Raw genomic sequence first — 16,301 nt, 5'->3', positions numbered from 1 at the left:
ATTCTTGCGCCAATGATGAAAAAATTCTTCCCCCTGATTAGCGCCGGCATGCTGCTGAGGGGCTGAGGTGATCAAGTGGTTTGAGCGCCATCTGGTGGAACAGTCATCAATCATCGGCGCCCCAGGCAGCCAATCTGTCGCATCAAACCAGAATGCGCAAAACAGGACAGCCCGAAACGCGGTGATAAAATGCCTGTTCCCGAGCAAGCATTCAAGGTGGTGTGATATGGCGCTTCACTGGTTGCATTTGTCAGACATTCATTTTCATGCAAAAGACGCATGGCGCGATGCGCGCCCCCGCCGCGAGTTGCTGAGTTTTTTGCAAAAGCGTTTTGAGGCGAAGAAGTTGCCGCGCCCGGATCTGATTTTCTGCACCGGCGATATCGCCTTCGGCGCCACGAAAGAACACCCTTTAGCTGAACAATATGCGCAAGCCAGGGAGTTTTTTACTGAATTGCTGAGCTTGTGCAAGCTGGATAAAAGCCGGCTGTTTCTGGTGCCGGGCAATCATGATATTGACCGCAGCCAGCTCGATGAAGATGCGCAAAGCGCGCTGCATGCCATGGCGCAGGATTCGCGCAATAATGTTGGCCGCATCAATCAACGCCTGGAGCAAAAACCGAATCCCTTTCTCAACGCCATGAAGCGGCTGCAAGCGTATGCCGACTTCATCGCCGATTTTTTACCGCACCAGCACGATAAAGAGGGACGCTGCATTTACCAGAGCAAACTGGAGATTGACGGTTTGAAAATCGGCGTGGCCGGCTTTAATTCCGCCTGGTCTTGCGCCGGCGATGAAGATGACCGCCACCTCTGGCTCGGCGCCCAATGGCAATTCAACCGCGCACAGACGGCTTTGCAAGATGTGGATATGCGCATCGGCTTAATCCACCACCCGCTGGACTGGCTGTGCGAAGCCGAGCGAGAAGAAGCCAAAGTAAGGATTGCCAGCGATTTTGATTTCTGGCTGTTTGGCCATATGCACAATACCTGGGTGGAAGCGCAGACGAATCATGTGCGCATCGGCGCCGGGGCTTTAGGCGCGGGGACGGAAGATGAATTTGGGATCAACTTTGTGCAACTCCAGAACGGCGCGCAACAAGGCTCGGCGCATTTATTCCAATTCCGCCAAGGCTGGCTCACACACCCGGTGGCGCAGCATGCGGAAGATGGGGTGTGGGGGTTTGATGTGCCGTTGCGTATGCGCGAGCTTGACTGGTTCACATCCGTACAAACAAACGCCCCCAAGCCAGAACAAGGGACAGAAAATAGGACTACGCCGCCCCCGGCGACCGGCCCCCTGTTTGGGCGCGAAAAACTGTTGCGCGAATGCGCCGCCAAACTCAAAGAGCGCCCGGTCTTGCTGCTGTACGGCATGCGCGGCAATGGCAAAAGCGCCTTGCTGGATGCCTTGGCCCAGCAAGCGCCTTTAGCCGGCAAGCCAGGCTTACGATTGATGCTGCATGCCGATTCCAGCCCGAACGATATATTCCGCGCGATTGCCTGGTCTTTGGGCGAGCAAAGCGAACATCCGCAAGCGCCCACTGGCGACGCCCGGCAGATTAGCGCCGAGCTGCAAAAGAAATACCCGAATCCCACCCCGTTCTGGCTGCACTTAGATCGTGCGCATTTGCTCTTGCAAGCCAATGGCGCCGCGTTTAAAGACCTGTCTATGCGTCATTTTTTATCCGGTTTGCAGCAAGCCTATGGCGCACGGCTGCCGCTGGTGCTGGAATTGCGCGAGCGGCCTGACGCCGGCTTGCTGGGCAGCGCCGCCTACGCCATCGAAGTGCCGGGTTTGGACCGCGAAGCCACCGGGGCCATGCTGGCCGCACTCGCGCCGCCCGGCGCACAATGGGAATACAAGGGCGATAAGCTCAGGCGCATCTATGGCTGGATTGGCGCGGGCAATGGTAAAACCGCACACCCCTTAACCTTGAGCCTGCTGGTGCAAGTGGCGCGCGGCAGCGGCAAAAGCCCTGAACAGGTGCTGGATACGCACAGCAGTGATTTGCAAGAGGCGCTGGAAGGCAAATTGCTCAACGATTTGTTTCACAATGTGTTAAGTAATAACGAGCAGATTTTGATTCAAACCCTGGCGCTCTACCGCAGCGAAATTCCGCATGACCATGCAGACTGGCTGGAAGCACGCCTGGACTTAAGCGGCGGCTGGGATGGCTTGCACCAGCGCATGCTGCTCAGCAGCAGCCCGGACGGACATGCGTTTTATTTGCACGGTTTTATTGCCGAGTGGCTGCGCACCTTGCAAGGCTATGCTGCCGGCGGCGAAGCGGGCGCAGGGGTATTGGCGCATGGCTTGGCGCTGGAAAAACAAGCAATGTTGCGCGAGCGCCATCTGGCGGTGGCCGAATGCTGGTTGAAGCAATTGGGCGGCGGCAAACGGCGCACCCAATTAAACATTGCGCGTGCGCTGGAGGCGTTTTACCACCTGGTGGCAGCCAATGATAGTGAGCGCATTCATGGCATTGCCGTGGAATTATTAAGCGGCAAGCTGGATTGGGCTTTGCGGAAAATTAGAAATTTATACACGCATTTATATCAATCCCGCGCGCCGCGCAAAGAACAAATGCGGGTGCTGGAATATTGGCTGCATCTGGACCCCGATGAAGCACGCGCCTGGCGCTTTTTGGGCGAATGCCACGTGAAAAACGATGGCTGGGACAGTGCAGATGCATTGCACTGCTTCAAAAAAGCCTGTGAGATTCAAAAAGATTTTCCGCCTCTTTGGACTAATCTGGGCCGCGCCCTGCTGGCGCAGGGGGCGGCGGGGGCGCAGGCATTTTTGGATGAGATAGAAAAGCTGGAGCGGGAATATCCGCAGGGGATAGATCAACATGTGCTAGCGGTGAAAGCCGATTGCCTGAGCGCTACCGGGCAAGCGGAACAAGCACGGCAGTTGCGCAGGCAGCAAATCAATGCCGGCTCAAAACATGCAACTTTTTATAACGACGAAGCGCGCGCCCTGCATGCTGAAGGCAAGAGCGAAGCGGCGCTGGCGCTCTTGCAAGAAGCACGCCGGCGAGATTGCACTGACGCTAAAACCCACGCGATCGAAAGCAGTATTCTGCAAGCAACCGGGCACTGGCAAGAAGCGCAAGCGCAACGGCAACAGCGGATTGATGCTGGCAGCACGCATCCTGCGGATTACTGCGATCAAGCCAAAGCCTGGCTGGGCCAAGGCGATGCGCGCGCCGCGCTCATGGTGCTGGATTTGGCGCGCGCGCGTGGCATCAGCGATGACATTTGCGAGGCTGTTTACGCCAATGCGCTGGAACGATCAGGCGATATCCCCGGCGCACAGGATTTGCGGCAAGGCAAGATTGCGGCGGGTAGCCGAAATCCTGCGTTTTACTGTGATCAAGCCAAAACCCTGGCGAAGCTGGGGCAGCGAGAAGAAGCGCTGGATCTGTTGGATAAGGCGGAAAAAATGGGGATAGGCGATGAAGTGACACAAAAACTACGCCGCCGCTTTGGCGCGGGCGCCTAAAGACAGCTGCTGCGGCTTGCTTGGCAGGAGGGGTTTAACCCCTTGCTCACAAATCAGCTTCTGCGCAGCGCCACCGCCGGTTTTCGCGGCTAAAGCCGCTCCTACCCGCCAGCAATGTCGCTGCATGATTTCCCTGCGGCCTTGTTCGCGGCGCCAAGCTCCTGCGCGCAAACAAGGCCGCTGCCTGCCCCGCCTTATTTCACCGCCGCCGTATCCACCCGGAAAGTGGTGATATTGCTGGAATCCGTCGTGGTTCTGAACTGCAGACGGATGGTGCGGCCTGCGTAAGCTCCCAGGCTGTGGCTCTTCAGACTGTACGCCCCTGTCGCAGCCTTATTCAAATTGCTGTAGGTGGCCAGGGTCGCCAGCAAAACACCTGATGTGTCACGCACCTCGACAAACAATTTATCGTATTGCGTGGTGGTGGTGGTTTCCGCCGAGCTGACGTTCAGGTAATAGCTGAAGTTCAGATTGCTGCCGGCTGGCAGCGTGACTTGCTGATAGGTTTGTCCCGTCACACTGTTGGCGTTGCCGAAATAGGCGTAACCCGTGCCGGCTTGCGGATAATTGCCATTCGCAATATAAAAAGCGCCTGTGCCGGACATGATCCAGGGCGTAATCGCGGTTTCAAAGCCGCCATTGCTGAGCAGATCCGTGCCGGGGTTGGGATTGGGCACGACATTGCAGGAAGCGCCCACCCCGACCATGTTCCAGGCATTGCACACCGCATTGTATTGCGCGCTCGTTGCGCCAAACAGCGCAGTCGCGGCATTCAGCGTAGCGCTGCGGGCGCCGGCGAAATTGGTGCTGGAGGTCATATAGGTGGTGAGCGCCTTGTACCAGATTTTGGCGGCGTCATCCGCGCCTATGCCGGTCATCGTGCCGCCCAGATGGTGGCTGCCGCCCTTGGCCACCAGATGAAACGCTTTATTCGCGATGCCGGAATTGATGTGCACCCCGCCATTGTCCGCCGTGCCGGTGTAGCGCTCACTGTAGTGGTCGGGGTCGTCATCGGCGGTAAATCCGTTATTGCTGGCCAGATGCGGATTGTCCATATAGCGCAAGGCGTCCCCTGTGCCATTGGCCGGGGTATACACCTGTTCGCCGATTTTCCAGGTGGCTGCGCTTTCGCCCTTGGCGTAACGTTCGACCAAGGCGCCGAACACATCCGACATGGATTCATTCAAGGCGCCGGATTCGCCGGAATACACCAGGCCGGCAGTGCGCTCGGTGATGCCATGCGTCATTTCATGGCCGGCAATGTCGAGCGAGGTGAGCGGGCCGAAAGTCGTGCCGTCGCCATCGCCATAGGTCATGTAAGAGCCGTTCCAAAACGCGTTGTTGTAGCGCGTCGAATAATGCACGCGCGAGCCGATCAAACTGGTCACGCCGTCAATCGACATGGTGCTGCCGGGGCCGCCATTGCCGTCAATTCCATTGCGGCCATGCACGTTTTTGAAATAGTCATAAGTCTTCACCGCGCCATAGTGGGCGTCCACTGCCGCTTTGTGTACGGTGCTGTTAAAGTCAGCGCTGCTGCTGCTGACGCGCGACAAGGACGAAGTGGTGTTGTTATAGTTAAATGTGCCGAGTTTGCGGCCGACATCTTCCAGATAATAGGTGGAACCGCTCTGAAAGCCTGTCAGGCTGAGTGTCCCTTCGTAATTGGAAACCCCGCTCACAGCCACGCTGGCGGTTTGCAGATTGTCATACTTCCACAGCGTGGCGCCGCTGTGCGCGTCAATAAAGACCACCGGCATGGTGGTGTCTTTACCGCCATCTTCGCGCCGCAGGGCAACGCGCCAGGCCAGGCGGTCGCGCCCGCTGTCATCACGCAACAGCCATAAGTCACTCCGGGCTGGCGCGGTCATCTGGCGCGCGCTCATCCCGGCGGCGGCTTGCGCCAGGGCGTTGGCGTTTTCCGCCGTCACCGATGCTTGCAGGCTGGCCTTGGCGAAGCCGCGATTGACTTGCGGCTTCACATCGTCCACCACATGCGCCAGCATGCCATCGCTTTCCATTTCAACAATCGCTTGCGAACCCCACACCGGAATCCCGCCCTGAGTGTGCTGCACATGCACAAACACGCGCCCGCGCGCGTCGCTGAAGCTGCGCAACACTTGCACATCGTCGCCGGCATTGCCCTTGTGCGCCAACAGCTGCTGCAGATGTTCACGCGCAAATTGCTGCGCCAGGGCTTGTTTTTTTGCATCCTGCGGCCCGGCCAGCACATGTTTGCGCTGCTGTTCTTTGGCCGCGCTGGCGTGTGGATCAGCTGGCGCCACCAGGTCAGCAGCAGAGGCGCTTTGGCTGAAGGTAAGGATGTGGAGGATGGCTAAGGCAAGGCAGGAAAGCGGAAGCGGCAATGCGCTGTGACGGCGATTCATCTTCAAGGGTCTCCATGATTGATTTTTTTGTGCGCACGGCTTTTTTGCACGGAAAACAGCACTGAGCGAAAAGTGTGCGTCCGGAAATTAATTTCCGACAGGCAGTATTTAAACGCATTTTCTTAGCCATTTGGGAATTTTTTGATATTTTTTTGCAATCAAATAAATCACATCAATTATCATTTGGCGCATTTTTTGCTCGGCAAGCCATTGCTTACAGGCGTCAAGGCAACGTGCATATACATGTTGTTTGCTGCATCCCTGTGCGCATTTCTGTTCTGTATTTCTGCCCCGTTTTTCTGCCCCGCCGCTGTGTCCCAACTTTCCGTCCCATCAGAATGCCGGCATGGCGTCGCCGCATCCCGGCGCGCCGCCAAGCCTGACAAAGCATGCCGGCGCTGTCATCGCCGGTAATCACTTGTCATGCTTTGTAAGCGCCTGCCGGCTGGGACGCCGCATATACTTGCCGCATTGCAAAAAACGCTTGGAGAAACATATGCCTCTGGTAAGAACTGCGACCCTGTTGATGGAAGAACATGTCGATGAAGATACGATTCTGACTTTCCCGAATATGTCCACCTGTACTGCCGTCGTGATCACGGTTGGGGACACGATGATTGGGGGGCACTTCACGATAGATCAGGCAACAACTGTGGCAACCCAGCAAAAAGGCACTAAAAAAGTGATTCAAAGAATGCTCAATCGCTTGGGTGCGCGCAAAGCAGACCGTTTAACGATTGTCGGCTTTAACACGAATCATAATCCCAAGGTCATCGCCCAGGCGCTGGGTTTTGGTTCGCAAGGCAACTACCCGAATGCGGCGATCGAGGCTTACGATATTGCCGGCCTGGTGCGTGGTTATGGCAACACGGTGCTGACCTTTGTCAGTCGCGGCAGGGATGTCACCCCGCAGGTTGATTACAAACGCGAAAGCAAAACCAGCAGATCAGAACTCAAAACCAATCCCAAAATGACCAGTGAAAACCTGTGGGATGGTCGCAAATACGAGGTGTCGATCAATAACACACCGCATTATCTGCGCCGCCATTTCACCGATCTCAGGACGCAAGTCGGTTAAAGCGCCGGCGGCAGCGCCCTGACAATCAGCAAGCCAGGGCTGCAAGGCGCAGCGTTGCCCTCGCCGCCTGCCCACAGGCGCTAAGCTCTCTTAAAAAATTGCCGCACAGGAAAATATGTACTACATTTAACCAGACTGGATGCCCGCTTCATACCATCCACGCCAGCGACAATGGTTTTGCATGCTTGCATAACGCACATCATTCTGGAGGGGGTATGAATAAGACGCAGCAACAGGATTTTCAGCATCCGGTGGTGCCGGCGATGGCGGTCTCGGCCAGCTATTATTTTGAAAATTCGCAAGCAGTGATTGATTATCACCAGGGTGTGGGGCGGCAGGCGCGCTATGCCCGTTATGACAATTTCGGCTGGGAATTGCTGGAGCAGCAACTGGCGGCGCTCGATGGCGCAGAGGCTGCTGTGGTGTTTCCGAGTGGCATGGCGGCGATTTTCAGCACCATTCTGGCTTTGTGCGGGCAAGGCGATCAGGTGATTTATTCGAGCAAAGGCTATCGCAATATCTCCACGCTGTGCCATCAACATTTGCCCCGCTATGGGATACAAACCTGTCCCATCACACCGGAGCTGGATCATGCCGAAGCGATCCTGGCGCAGATCGAAGCGCAACTTAATCCGCATACGCGCATGGTCTTGCTGGAAGCGCCGAGCAACCCGCATTTGCTGCTGACCGACATCCGCGCCCTGCGCGCCCTGTTGCCGCCGCGCTGCCTGCTGGTGATTGATTCGACCGTGGCCACGCCAATCAATTTACAGCCTTTGCAGCTGGGCGCCGATCTGGTGCTGCACAGTCTGGGCAAGTATATCGGCGGACACACCAACGCCATGGCCGGCAGCGTCGCCGGCAGCGTGGCCTTGTGTCAAACCATCCGCGCCTTGCGCAATGTCAACGGGGCGATTTGCGAATCCGCCAATGTGTCCCGCATCATGGCCGGCATGCAAACCCTGAACTTGCGCATGCGCCATCTGAATGATTGCGGCATGCAGGTGGCGCACTGGCTGGAGCAGGACAAACGCATACGCCGCGTGTTTTACACCGGCCTGCCCTCGCATCCGCATGCAGAACTGGCGCATCAGCTGCGGGGACATGGCGGCTTGATTTCTTTTGAGCTTGACGGCGACCTGGCGCGCACCATGCGTTTTGTCGATGCGGTTGACATCGCTTTCATGGCGACCGGCTTTGGCGGGGTGCATGCCTTCATTGAGCAGCCCTGTATTTTTTCGTATTACAAACAAAGCCCGGCGGAAAGAGCCGCCGCCGGCATCAGCGACAGTCTGGTGCGTTTAGCGCTGGGACTGGACAGCGCAGAGGATGTGATTGCCAGCCTGGCGCGCGCTTTGGATGCTTCAATGCGCAACGCCATGCTGGCGCATCAGACCTGAGGCCAAATACGCCTGCGCCTATGGCGCTCAGGGCAGGTTTGCCGCGATGTGCTTCGACAAGCTCAGCACGAACAGCAAAAAAGCTTCGTCAAGCCCTGCGCCAAGCCTGGTTTATGGCTTGACTTCAAACTCCCCGACAAACACTGTGTCTTTCGCCTCACGCAAGCGCAAGGTGATGACCTGGTCTTTTTGCTTATCCGTGCCAAAGCCGGTGGTCAATTTCACGTTCAGGGTGGTGGCGCCGGCTAAAACTTGCTGGCGGTTACCAAAGAAATTGGTTTCGATGCGGTATTTCCCCGGTTTGGCGTGGCGCAACGAAAATTCTTCCGGGCCATAACCTTGGGTAAAGTCGCGCGACATGCGCCCGCCCTGGTAGGTCAAGACCTGCGAGTAATCGCATTTCTCACCATTCGGATCTGTCACCCATAAATCCATATCGCTGTTATCCGCATCCCAGCTCATCACCACGCGCAAATCCAAGGGCATATTGTGCAATAAGCGCGGGTCGATGGCGCGGGTGTCGATTTTTTGTTTGCTGGTGGCGATGATGGCGTTCATTTCGGCTAAGGCGATCAATTCAATATCCGGAAAACGTACGTCCCATTTCTGCTCCACCAGGCGGTTGAGCGTGTCCACCGCACGCTGCTGCTGGCCATCTTGCGCCAAGGCCAGCGCCAGATCACGCAACGATTGCGGTTCATGCGGGGCTAAGCGCAAGACTTTTTCAAAGACCGGCAGCGCCAATGCTGCTTGCTGGGCCTGCATTAAGCGGTAGCCCAAAATGCGCAACAGGGCGCGGTTTTCCAAATCCATTTCGGCCAGATTGGAGAGCACGCGCAAACCCAGTTCCTGCTGGCCCTGCTCCAATAAGAGTTCGGCCACATCCAGATAAAACGCGCTGCTGTTGTGCAAGCCCGGTTTTTCATCAAGATAGATGGCGTACACATGTTCCGGCTTGGCGTTTTTCATGCGCGTCAGATACGGCGCATTGGCTTTCCATTTTTTCAGGCTGATGCTGATTTGCGGCGCGTTTGGCGCACCCTCTTTCGCGGTGGCGGAAGCTTGCTTTGGCGCAGGCGATAATGCCGGCGCCGCGTGCGGCATCTCTGTGACCACGCGCCGACGCTCCTGCATATCACTTGCAGCTTCCGCCGCGTTGCGATCTGCAAGCCTGGAGCCAGTCAGCACGACCCTTTGTTCCGCTATGAGGGCTTGCTTTTTCTCTGGCGCCGGTTTGTCACCTTTAGGAAAATCTTTTTGCCACCAGGCTTGTTTTTCTTTAAAACGCTGCAACACGGTTTGCAGATGCGCTTGCTGTTGCGTTTGCTTGGCATGCCGGGCCGTCTCGCGCAGCTTGGCCAGTGCGGCTTGCAGTTCTGGCGGTCCGTCGATTTCGTAACGCAGATAATCTTCCAATCGCTCTAAGACCAAGAGCGAAGTTTCGCGCCCCGGGATGGAGAATTGCTGGCCCAGGCGGGCGATTTGTGCGCGGTGCAATTCATCATCGCCTTCCAGCATGCGCATTTTGTATTGCGCCCATTGTTGCGCAGCGTAGGGATGGGCTGGGGCTTGCGGCGCGGCTGGAATCTGTACTTCCAGCTTGTGCTTGAGGCTGCCGGCCAGCTGCAATTGCAAGCGGGCGCCCTGTTGCGCATTCTCCAGCTTGCCTGCGATGCGCAACATGCCGTTTTGCACATGGCGCTCGGCAAACACAATTTCGCCGGCGCCCTGGGCTTGGACATGTTCGAGATAAACGCCGTCCTGCAGCAAGGCTTGCGCGGCGGCGGCGCCATGGGCGGGATCGAGCTGGATCAATTTGCCGCGATTGGCGTTGGCCCAGGCGGCTAAGCGCGGGCTGTCGCTGCTGGCCGCACTTTGAATCGCATATAAGCGCTGGTTTGCCGCCAGGATGGGAAACGGTGCGCTGCCATAATTGCGCAGGCCATCGGAAAACAATAAATATTCCTGCACTTGCGGCGCGCTGCGCCAGGCGCTCAAGGCGCTTGCGCCATCGTATGTCACGCGTTCCAAGGCTTGCCGCAGTTTGTCCCAATTGCCATTACGCACGCTGAAACTTCCGCCGTCCAAGGCCACATCGCGCAGCAGGGTTAAACTGACTTCGGCCTGGCCTGCCGCTTTGAAATACTGATCCAGCAAGGCCAATTCAGCAGCGTGCGCGCGCTTGGCGCCGGAGCTTGAGCTGTCCCACAAAATGCCGACTTGATTCGGCAATTGGCGCTTGCTGTCTTTCGCTTCGATTGGCGCTTCGAGGGTGAAGTAATGTTGTCCCGCAAATTCCTGCACGGCGGCTTGCGGCGTATTTTTGCGCGGCAGCAGGAGGCGCACTTCTTGCTGCGCGGTCTTGCCCCGGATTTCATAGCGCGCCATATAATCGCGGCCCTGCGCGCTGAAGGCGAGCGGTGCGCCGCTGACCTTGGGCGCTTGCGCCAGATCGCGCGCGTGCACCTCAAGTGTGATTTCCTGCCAGTTTTGCGCAAAGCCGAGCGGCATACGCATGCTCCAGTGTTGATCCTGACGCGTCAGATTTTCGGTATAGCGTAATTGCACGCTGCGCTGGCCTTTGGGCGGCAGCGGGTAGATGCGCAACTTAAAGTTATTGCCCTGCGTCATTTCGAGCAGGCCGGGGTCGATTTGTTCGCGCTGGATTTCCTCAAAAATCTCTTGTCCGCGCTGCTTGGGTACCGGCACGGCGGCGCGCAACTTGCCATCAATATCGAGCGCAAAGCCGATGATGTGCTGTTGCTCTTGCAGTGGAAATTGCAATTCGCCTTCCAAATTGCGTTGGTTGGGATTGTAAAACACCATGTCGGCAGTGGTGTGCGCCATGCCGCCCACAATATGGGTTTGCAGGCGCAGGCTTTTTAAGACAATCGGCGTTTCCGCGCCTGGCGCGCTGATGAATTGCGGCGGCTGCGGCGGGCGCGGCAGGATGCGCGGCGCCGTAAGATCCGCGCCGACGGCGGGATTCGGCTTTGCCGGCAGCGCCGTTGCGCCCGCCTGCGCGCTGCCAGCGGGACGCGTCGCCGTGCTTTGCGCCAGACTGAGGCCGGCATATGCCAGACTGCACAAGGATAACAACATCACTATTCTTCGCCACATAATTTCTCCAATTCGTTTCTTCAAGGCGGCAAGCGTTGCGCGCTGACAGATAAACGGTTGCGGCGCTCAAACGGGGTTAAGCATGGTGAACAATTTGCGTTTGCATCGCTTGAGCAGATGCATCAGGCTGGCGCATACAGCACATCCGAGCGCAACACATATTTCACCCCGGATTCCAGCACACAGCCCTCGTGCCAGACAGCATGCACAAACAGCAAGGCGCTGCCAGTCTCAGGCTGGATCTGAAATTGGCGGAAATCGGTGGCGCCGCCGGAAAAATCATCATTCAAATACACCAGACATGTCAGTTTGCTGCGCAAACCATCTTCTTCCCATGGCCCGTCTTTATGCATTTTAAAGCGCTGTCCCGGCGCATATTTATAAAAGCGCAACTCACGCGGCAAACCTGCCGGCATGGCGCCGTCGAGCACAGGCAGGCCGGCTTGCTGCAAGCGCGCCCAAAGTTGCGCGCGCCAGGCGGGATGTTCTAACAGGCAGCGCTGATTATTGCGGATCTGCGGCAAGGATTGTTCACCGCTCGCAGTGCGCACGATCGCCTCTTGAAATCCGCCGGCCTCGGCCAAGCGGATCAATCCGGCGCATTCCGCGCTGCTTAATAAATGCGGAATGGAAAATACCTGCTCATTGTGGTGGATGATTTGCATGATGTGCTCAATTGCTGCTTATGGTTGCGCCGCCGCGCTTGGCGAAGGCGGAAATTGATAGTGAATGGCGACCCCGCGCACAGATGTTGCGCCGTGATACATCTCCATACCGGGCGCCACGGTAATCTGCAAATCACCATTCGGGCGCCATGCGAGGCGCACCGGCTCGGCGGGGGCCGGGGCGTCACGGTGCAATACGGCGACAAAAAAACCGCCTTCTTGCGCTGGCAATTGCGCGCCGGCCGGCAGCAATGCAATATGCCGCGCCAAGCCGCCAGTGGTGGCGCCGCAATCGCGCGCAAATAAGATGGCGCTGTGCTTGCCCTGCGGCGCGACAAGTGTGCTCAAGATCTGATTTTGGCATTGCGGCTGCATGGTGCTTTCAAGCATGGCGCGCAGGGCAAATCCGCCAATCATCAACAGCAGCAGCATGATGGCTGACGCGGTGAGGATTTTGGGGAGGCGGGAGTTCATGATGCAGCCAGTTTGCAAACTGATGGTTAAGGTCTGGCGCACAAGGCGCAGTCCGGCAAAACATGCAGTATAAAGCAAGCGGCTGGCAGGGCGCGCCACGCCTGCTATACTCGCTGAGCCGGCCAGCGCGGGGTGTGCGCATGCGCCGCAGCTTTGGCGATCAAGGAAGAACACGATTCAATGAGTAAGCAATCACAGCGCCAGCACCGTCCGGGCTGTCTGGAATTTTTTGCCGGCAGCGGCCTGGTCAGCTATGCCCTGCGCGATTATTTTGAGGTGAAATGGGCGAATGACATCTGCGCCAAAAAAGGCGAAGTGTATCGCGCCAATCATGGCGCACAGCATTTTCATCTGGGCAGCATTGCCAATGTGCGCGGCGCTGATTTACCGCCTGCCGCCCTGTCATGGGCCAGCTTCCCTTGTCAAGACTTATCCCTGGCTGGCAATACCGCCGGCATCCACGCCAGCCGCAGCGGTCTGGTGTGGGAGTGGTTAAGGGTGCTGGATGAAATGCCGCTGCGCCCGGCTGTGCTGACGGCGGAAAATGTGGCTGGCCTGGTTTCGGCCAATCAAGGCGCGCATTACCGCGCCCTGCACCACGCCCTGCAAGCACGCGGCTACCGCGCCGGCGCGCTGTTGCTGGATGCGGTGCGCTGGTTGCCGCAGTCGCGTCCGCGCGTGTTTGTGATCGCCTTGCGCGCGGATATCGCGCCGCCGCCTGAATTATGCGCCGCCGGGCCGCAATGGCCGCACCCTGCGCCGATTCAGCAAGCCGCCGCCGGTTTGCAGGATTGGATCTGGTGGCGTCTGCCGGCTCCACCGGCGCGCACGCAAGATCTGGCGGATCTGATTGAATGGGATGCACCCTGTCAGCAAGGCGCAGGCGCGGCGCATGATTTGAGCTTGATCGCGCCGGCGCACAAGGCGCGTCTGCAAAGCCTGGGCGATTGTGTGGCGCCGGGGTACAAGCGCACCCGCAACGGGCGCCAGGTGTTGGAATTGCGCTTTGACGGGGTAGCCGGCTGTCTGCGCACGCCGGGCGGCGGCAGCAGCCGGCAATATCTGGTGCTGCAAAAACAAGGCCGCCTGCACAGCCGTTTATTAACTGCGCGTGAAACTGCGCGCTTGATGGGTGCGCCGGAACATTATCAATTGCCAGGCTCTTACAATGCCGCCTACAAGGCGATGGGCGATGCGGTGGCGGCCCCGGTGGCGGCTTGGCTGGCGCAACATCTGTTGCTGCCGCTGGCCCGTTTGCATGAGGCTTGAAGATGGAACGCAGCCAGATCATGCGCCGCGTCAAAGGGCAGCACACCGGCCCGGAATTGTGTGTGCGCCAGCTGTTGCGCGCGCTGGGATTCAGCGGCTACCGCCTGCACCGCAAGGAGTTGCCGGGCAAGCCGGATATTGTGTTCATCGGGCGGCGCAAAGCGATTTTTGTGCATGGCTGCTTTTGGCACGGACACGATTGCAAACGCGGCGCGCGCATGCCGCAACAAAATGCCGCCTATTGGCAGGAAAAAATCCATAAAAACCGCCAGCGCGATGCGGCGCACTGCGCGCAATTGGCGGCGCTGGGCTGGCAAGTGCTGACGGTATGGGAATGCACGCTGCGCGACGGCGCGGCGCTGGCGCACACCTTACGCATTTTTTTACAAACCCCGGCGCTGGCCGCCGGGCCAGACGGGTAAGCAGAACATGACACAGACTGACGCTCAGCGCGCGGCCCTGGCGCCGCCGAATTGTGTGACAGAAGCGATTCCTGCCGGAATTCACGCGGAAATCATGCGCCGCTTGCATGCTTGCGCCGCCGAACATGGGATTCGCATCTTGCTGGCGGTGGAATCCGGCAGCCGCGCCTGGGGCTTTGCCTCACCCAACAGTGATTACGATGTGCGCTTTATCTATATGCGTGAGCCAGCCTGGTATCAAGCGGTCGATTTGGAAGAGCGGCGCGATGTGATCGAATATCCGATTGTGGATGAGATTGATTTGAATGGCTGGGATCTGCGCAAAGCGCTGCGCCTGTTTTGGAATTCCAATCCGGCTTATGTCGAGTGGATACAATCCCCCATCATCTATATCGAAGATGGCGCTTTGCGACAGCTCAGTTTGCAAGCCTTGTCACAGATTTATGCGCCGGCCAAAGGCATTTACCATTACCTCAGCATGGCCAAAACCAATTACCGGGGATATTTACGGACGGAGATGGTGCGCCTGAAAAAATATTTCTACGTGCTGCGTCCCTTGCTGGCGGCGCGCTGGATTGGGCGGTATGGCGCAGCGGCGCCGATTGAATTTGCACGCTTGGCGCCGCTGCTGGGCGATGACGCGCCACTCAACCAGGCAGTGCAGGATTTACTCGCGCTCAAACGCCATACGCCGGAATTGGGACTGGCGCCGGCGATACCACTGCTGAATGCGTTTATTGAAGCAGAACTGGCGCAAGGCTTGGGCGCACGCCATGATAAAACCGACGCGCCAGAGGTGAAACAAGCGTTGAACCGGATTTTCCATGCGGTTTTGCAGGAATTTCCAAACCCGCAGCCTGGAGTGAAACAAACATGATGACGGAAGAACAGAAAAGCGCAATCCTGGGCCGTTTGCGCCAAGCCGAAATTGAGCACGATGTGCGCATTTTGCTGGCGGTGGAGGCCGGCAGCCGGGCCTGGGGCTTCGATTCGCCGGACAGCGATTTTGATGTGCGCTTTATCTATATGCATGCGCCATCCTGGTATCAGGCGGTGGACTTGGAAGAAAAACGCGATGTGATTGAATATCCGCTGACAGATGGGATTGACTTGCATGGCTGGGATCTGCGCAAGGCTTTGCGCCTGCTGTGGAAAGCCAATCCCGCCTTTATCGAATGGCTGCAAGCACCGCTGTGCTATATCGAAGCGGGTTGCTTCAAGCAAACAGCACTGCGCAGCCTGAGCGGCATGTATGTCCCACTCAAGGGAATTTATCATTACCGGAATATGGCTGCCAGCACCTTCCGCAGCCATTTGCGGGAAGCAGAAGTGCGGCAAAAGAAATATTTTTATGTGCTGCGCGATTTGCTGGCGGCACGCTGGATTGCACAGCATGGCGCGCCGCCGCCGGTGGATTTTGCGCGCTTGCTGCCGCTGCTGCAGGATGCGCCTGCGGCCCTGGCTGAAGTCGAAGATTTATTGGCTCGAAAACGCGCTGGCGTCTTAGACTCAGGCCCGGCGCGCCCCGCCTTGCAGGCTTTTATCGAACAGGAATTGGCGCAAGATGTCGGCGCCAGGCCTGAAAAATCACGCGCGCCGGATGTGATTGGGGAATTGAACCGGATTTTTCATCTACTGCTGCAGGAGCAGAAGGACTGCGCAGGCTAGTATTCCTTTGCGCACATCCGCTTGGCTTGGCCGCCACAAGCCGCATAGTCCGGAACGCTTTATGCTGTTTGGATCGGATGTGCGTAAGCAGGCCCTTACGTCAACTGAAGCGCTGACAACACACAACTCCGGCTCATCATCTCCTTGGCAACAGTCGGACGCCGGCTTATCGCCGCGCTCAATCCAGCCTGCGTTTTTTGCCTGAATCCGGCTGAGGCGCCACAAAATAAGCACGCATCATATTTCCATGCGGCATCTTTTGCGCTACAATTGCACCGATCCAGCATCCCACCACTCTCAACATCCTATT

Annotated in this window: 11 protein-coding genes; 7 read left to right on the top strand and 4 right to left on the bottom strand. The window is 57.7% G+C overall.

Annotated elements, in window-relative coordinates:
* Nucleotides 1-226 precede the first annotated feature (226 nt).
* Entirely contained in the window at nucleotides 227-3,508 is a 3,282-nt protein-coding gene (locus tag V8J88_RS05625; RefSeq protein ID WP_338848326.1) for a metallophosphoesterase, read from the top strand.
* Between the two features lie 194 nt (nucleotides 3,509-3,702).
* On the opposite strand, the gene V8J88_RS05620 is transcribed toward V8J88_RS05625, so the two are convergent.
* Nucleotides 3,703-5,895 carry a M4 family metallopeptidase gene (locus tag V8J88_RS05620; protein ID WP_338848324.1) on the bottom strand — a complete coding sequence of 731 codons (2,193 nt, stop codon included), beginning with the start codon at nucleotides 5,893-5,895 and terminating at the stop codon, nucleotides 3,703-3,705.
* A 496-nt stretch (nucleotides 5,896-6,391) separates the two neighbouring features.
* Between V8J88_RS05620 and V8J88_RS05615 the strand changes: the two genes are divergently transcribed.
* Nucleotides 6,392-6,973, top strand: coding sequence for a hypothetical protein (locus tag V8J88_RS05615; RefSeq protein ID WP_338848322.1), 582 nt, complete (start codon nucleotides 6,392-6,394; stop codon nucleotides 6,971-6,973).
* A gap of 215 nt (nucleotides 6,974-7,188) precedes the next feature.
* A complete protein-coding gene (locus V8J88_RS05610) occupies nucleotides 7,189-8,373 on the top strand; it encodes an aminotransferase class I/II-fold pyridoxal phosphate-dependent enzyme (protein ID WP_338848321.1) in 1,185 nt (394 codons plus the stop codon).
* A 111-nt stretch (nucleotides 8,374-8,484) separates the two neighbouring features.
* Here V8J88_RS05610 and V8J88_RS05605 read toward each other — a convergent pair whose 3' ends face one another.
* From V8J88_RS05605 to V8J88_RS05595, 3 genes are all read right to left on the bottom strand, one after another.
* Nucleotides 8,485-11,493, bottom strand: coding sequence for a VIT domain-containing protein (locus tag V8J88_RS05605; protein WP_338848319.1), 3,009 nt, complete (start codon nucleotides 11,491-11,493; stop codon nucleotides 8,485-8,487).
* 122 nt (nucleotides 11,494-11,615) lie between these two features.
* Nucleotides 11,616-12,158: a 2OG-Fe(II) oxygenase gene (locus tag V8J88_RS05600; RefSeq protein ID WP_338848317.1), complete on the bottom strand. Its 543-nt coding sequence runs from the start codon at nucleotides 12,156-12,158 to the stop codon at nucleotides 11,616-11,618.
* An 18-nt stretch (nucleotides 12,159-12,176) separates the two neighbouring features.
* Nucleotides 12,177-12,632 carry a hypothetical protein gene (locus V8J88_RS05595; protein ID WP_338848316.1) on the bottom strand — a complete coding sequence of 152 codons (456 nt, stop codon included), beginning with the start codon at nucleotides 12,630-12,632 and terminating at the stop codon, nucleotides 12,177-12,179.
* Nucleotides 12,633-12,812: 180 nt separating this feature from the next.
* Here V8J88_RS05595 and V8J88_RS05590 point away from each other — a divergent pair, with 180 nt between their 5' ends.
* The 4 genes from V8J88_RS05590 to V8J88_RS05575 are packed head-to-tail and all read left to right on the top strand — an operon-like array spanning nucleotide 12,813 to nucleotide 15,991.
* Complete coding sequence (locus V8J88_RS05590) at nucleotides 12,813-13,901, top strand: DNA cytosine methyltransferase (protein ID WP_338848315.1); 1,089 nt, start codon at nucleotides 12,813-12,815, stop codon at nucleotides 13,899-13,901.
* A 2-nt stretch (nucleotides 13,902-13,903) separates the two neighbouring features.
* On the top strand, nucleotides 13,904-14,323 hold the full coding sequence (locus V8J88_RS05585) for a very short patch repair endonuclease (RefSeq protein ID WP_338848314.1): 420 nt from the start codon (nucleotides 13,904-13,906) through the stop codon (nucleotides 14,321-14,323).
* 7 nt (nucleotides 14,324-14,330) lie between these two features.
* Nucleotides 14,331-15,200 carry a nucleotidyltransferase domain-containing protein gene (locus tag V8J88_RS05580; RefSeq protein ID WP_338848313.1) on the top strand — a complete coding sequence of 290 codons (870 nt, stop codon included), beginning with the start codon at nucleotides 14,331-14,333 and terminating at the stop codon, nucleotides 15,198-15,200.
* Nucleotides 15,197-15,991: a nucleotidyltransferase domain-containing protein gene (locus V8J88_RS05575; RefSeq protein ID WP_338848312.1), complete on the top strand. Its 795-nt coding sequence runs from the start codon at nucleotides 15,197-15,199 to the stop codon at nucleotides 15,989-15,991. Before V8J88_RS05580 ends, V8J88_RS05575 begins: the two co-directional genes overlap by 4 nt.
* Nucleotides 15,992-16,301 lie beyond the last annotated feature (310 nt).

The sequence above is a fragment of the Massilia sp. W12 genome, assembly GCF_037300705.1.
Taxonomy (GTDB): Bacteria; Pseudomonadota; Gammaproteobacteria; order Burkholderiales; family Burkholderiaceae_D; genus JACPVY01.
This window is presented reverse-complemented; position numbering and strand designations above follow the sequence as displayed.

What these genes read in the sequence shown, in the direction of transcription:
- V8J88_RS05625 (WP_338848326.1), top strand. Translation starts at nt 227, where the DNA reads ATGGCGCTTCACTGGTTGCATTTGTCAGACATTCATTTTCATGCAAAA.
- V8J88_RS05620 (WP_338848324.1), bottom strand. Translation starts at nt 5,895, where the DNA reads ATGAATCGCCGTCACAGCGCATTGCCGCTTCCGCTTTCCTGCCTTGCC.
- V8J88_RS05615 (WP_338848322.1), top strand. Translation starts at nt 6,392, where the DNA reads ATGCCTCTGGTAAGAACTGCGACCCTGTTGATGGAAGAACATGTCGAT.
- V8J88_RS05610 (WP_338848321.1), top strand. Translation starts at nt 7,189, where the DNA reads ATGAATAAGACGCAGCAACAGGATTTTCAGCATCCGGTGGTGCCGGCG.
- V8J88_RS05605 (WP_338848319.1), bottom strand. Translation starts at nt 11,493, where the DNA reads ATGTGGCGAAGAATAGTGATGTTGTTATCCTTGTGCAGTCTGGCATAT.
- V8J88_RS05600 (WP_338848317.1), bottom strand. Translation starts at nt 12,158, where the DNA reads ATGCAAATCATCCACCACAATGAGCAGGTATTTTCCATTCCGCATTTA.
- V8J88_RS05595 (WP_338848316.1), bottom strand. Translation starts at nt 12,632, where the DNA reads ATGAACTCCCGCCTCCCCAAAATCCTCACCGCGTCAGCCATCATGCTG.
- V8J88_RS05590 (WP_338848315.1), top strand. Translation starts at nt 12,813, where the DNA reads ATGAGTAAGCAATCACAGCGCCAGCACCGTCCGGGCTGTCTGGAATTT.
- V8J88_RS05585 (WP_338848314.1), top strand. Translation starts at nt 13,904, where the DNA reads ATGGAACGCAGCCAGATCATGCGCCGCGTCAAAGGGCAGCACACCGGC.
- V8J88_RS05580 (WP_338848313.1), top strand. Translation starts at nt 14,331, where the DNA reads ATGACACAGACTGACGCTCAGCGCGCGGCCCTGGCGCCGCCGAATTGT.
- V8J88_RS05575 (WP_338848312.1), top strand. Translation starts at nt 15,197, where the DNA reads ATGATGACGGAAGAACAGAAAAGCGCAATCCTGGGCCGTTTGCGCCAA.